The 2,668-nt window shown below is 65.5% G+C and carries 2 protein-coding genes; one reads left to right on the top strand and one right to left on the bottom strand.

The annotated features are described in order from the left end of the window. Positions 1–66: 66 nt before the first annotated feature. Positions 67–510: an SRPBCC family protein gene (locus WD767_18045; GenBank protein MEX2617994.1), complete on the top strand. Its 444-nt coding sequence runs from the start codon at positions 67–69 to the stop codon at positions 508–510. A gap of 4 nt (positions 511–514) precedes the next feature. On the opposite strand, the gene WD767_18040 is transcribed toward WD767_18045, so the two are convergent. Then, a complete protein-coding gene (locus WD767_18040; protein MEX2617993.1) occupies positions 515–2,560 on the bottom strand; it encodes a YgiQ family radical SAM protein in 2,046 nt (681 codons plus the stop codon). Positions 2,561–2,668 lie beyond the last annotated feature (108 nt).

Below are 2,668 nucleotides of genomic sequence, written 5' to 3'. Positions count from 1 at the left end.
CTGCTCTCAAGCGGATAGGGGCCGTAACATTGCGTTTTTCCGCAGCCTGTTAGAAGGGAGATTCCCATGCCAAACACCGTCAGCCTGCATCGTGTCTTCGCCACCGGGCCGGATAAGATCTACCGCGCATTCCTTGAACCCGATGCGGTCGCAAGCTGGCTGCCGCCATTCGGCTTTACCTGTACGGTTCACGAACTGGATGCCAGGGAAGGCGGCCGGCACCGCATGTCGTTTCGCAACTTCACGACCGGTAACAGCCACGTCTTTGGCGGCGCCTATCTGAAACTCGTTCCCGGCGAGACGCTCGTCTACACCGATGCGTTCGACGATCCGAACCTGCCGGGCGAAATGAAGGTGACGGTGACCCTGAAGCCGGTATCGGTTGGCGCGCAAATGACGGTGGTGCAGGAAGGCATCCCCGACCTGATCCCGACAGAGGCCTGCTATCTCGGCTGGCAGGAATCCCTGCGCAAGCTGGCGAAGCTCGTGGAACCCGAAATCACGGAATAATGTCTCAGCCCGCCGGCCTGGTCCGGCGCGGCAGGTTTTCGCGGATGCCCTTGGTGAGGAATTTCTGCGGCCCGTGCTTGCGCCCGGTGCGCCTTCCTTCGCCGCGGCTCTTGCCGGTGCCGGCGGGCTGCCAGTTGGGGACCAGGTGGCGCTTGCCCGGGCCGATCAGGTCGGCCCGGCCCATCTGCTTCAGCGCATCGCGCAGCAGCGGCCAGTTTTCCGGGTCGTGATAGCGCAGGAAGGCCTTGTGCAGCCGGCGCTGCTTCAGGTTCTTAACGGTGCCCACCTGTTCCGAGGCGCCGCGCCGCACCGGTTTCAGCGGGTTGACGCCGGAGCGGTACATGGCGGTCGAGATCGCCATGGGCGAGGGCAGGAAGGTCTGCACCTGGTCGGCGCGGAAGCCGTTCTTCTTCAGCCAGATGGCGAGGTTCATCATGTCCTCGTCCGTCGTGCCCGGATGGGCGGCGATGAAATAGGGGATCAGGAAGTATTTCTTGCCCGCCGCCTTCGCCGCCTGGTCGAACAGCCGCTTGAATTCGTCATAGGCGCCGATGCCCGGCTTCATCATCCGGCGCAGCGGCCCTTCCTCGGTATGTTCCGGCGCGATCTTCAGGTAGCCGCCGACATGGTGGGTCACCAGCTCCTTCACATAGGCCGGGCTGCGCACCGCCAGGTCGTAGCGCACGCCCGAGGCGACCATCACCTTCTTCACCCCCGGCAGTTCGCGCGCCTTCCGGTACAGCTTGATCAGGTTGTCATGGCTGGTGTCCAGGTTCTTGCAGATGCCGGGAAATACGCAGGACGGCCGCCGGCAGACCGCTTCGGTTGCCTTGTCCTTGCAGGCCATGCGGTACATGTTCGCCGTCGGCCCGCCGATATCGGAGATGATGCCGGTGAAGCCCTCGGTGCGGTCGCGGATCGTCTCGATCTCGCGCAGGATCGACTCTTCGGAGCGGCTCTGGATGATCCGCCCTTCATGCTCGGTGATCGAACAGAACGAACAGCCGCCGAAGCAGCCGCGCATGATCGTCACGGAAAAGCGGATCATGTCCCAGGCGGGGATCTTGGCGTCGCCATAGCTCGGATGCGGCGCGCGGGCGTAGGGCAGGTCGTAGACGCCGTCCATTTCCTCGGTGGTCAGCGGAATCGGCGGCGGCGTCAGCCACAGCTCCCGGTCGCCGTGGCGCTGCACCAGCGGCCTGGCGTTGCCGGGGTTGCTTTCCCGGTGCAGCACGCGCGAAGCGCGGGCATAGGCCTCGCCGTCCGCCGCCACGGTTTCGAAGGACGGCAGCCGGATGACGGTCTTTTCGCCGGTCGCGCGCCCGCCTTCCTCGCCGGAATCGATATCGTCGGCGGGAACTTCCGTCCAGCCCGCCGGCACCGCCGGTTTCAGCAGCACCGCGCCGCGGATGTCGTCCATGGTCGACAGTTCCTCGCGCCGCGCCAGCCGGTGCGCCACCTCGACCACCGCGCGTTCCGCATTGCCGTAGAGCAGGATATCGCCCTTGGCGTCGGCCAGGACGGAGCGCCGCACCTTGTCCGACCAGTAATCGTAATGGGCGATGCGCCGCAGCGAGCTTTCGATCCCGCCCAGCACGATGGGCGCGTCCCGGAACGCCTCGCGGCAGCGCTGGGCATAGACCGTGACCGACCGGTCCGGCCGCCTGCCGCCCTCGCCGCCGGGCGTGTAGCTGTCGTTGCGGCGGATGCGCCTGTCGGAGGTATAGCGGTTGACCATGGAATCCATGTTGCCGCCGGTCACCCCGAAGAACAGGGTCGGCCGCCCCAGCGCCGCGAAGGCGTCCGGCGACTGCCAGTCCGGCTGGGCGATGATGCCGACGCGGAATCCCTGCGCCTCCAGCAGCCGCCCGATCACCGCCATGCCGAAGCTCGGATGGTCGATATAGGCGTCGCCGGTCACCAGCACGATGTCGCAGGAATCCCAGCCGAGCATATCCATCTCGTCCCGCGACATGGGCAGGAAGGGTGCGGTGCCGAACTTGGCGGCCCAGTGCTTGCGGTGCGAAAATAACGGCGCGGAGGTTTCCATGGCAGAGATGTGGCGCAGGCCGGGCGGATAGTCAATGCAAAGCGGGAGAAAGGCAGGGCAACGAATCCAGGTTAACGATCCATGGTTCCGAGGATTGATGCCAGGAAT

It is taken from the genome of Alphaproteobacteria bacterium, from assembly GCA_040905865.1.
Taxonomy (GTDB): Bacteria; Pseudomonadota; Alphaproteobacteria; order UBA8366.
This window is presented reverse-complemented; position numbering and strand designations above follow the sequence as displayed.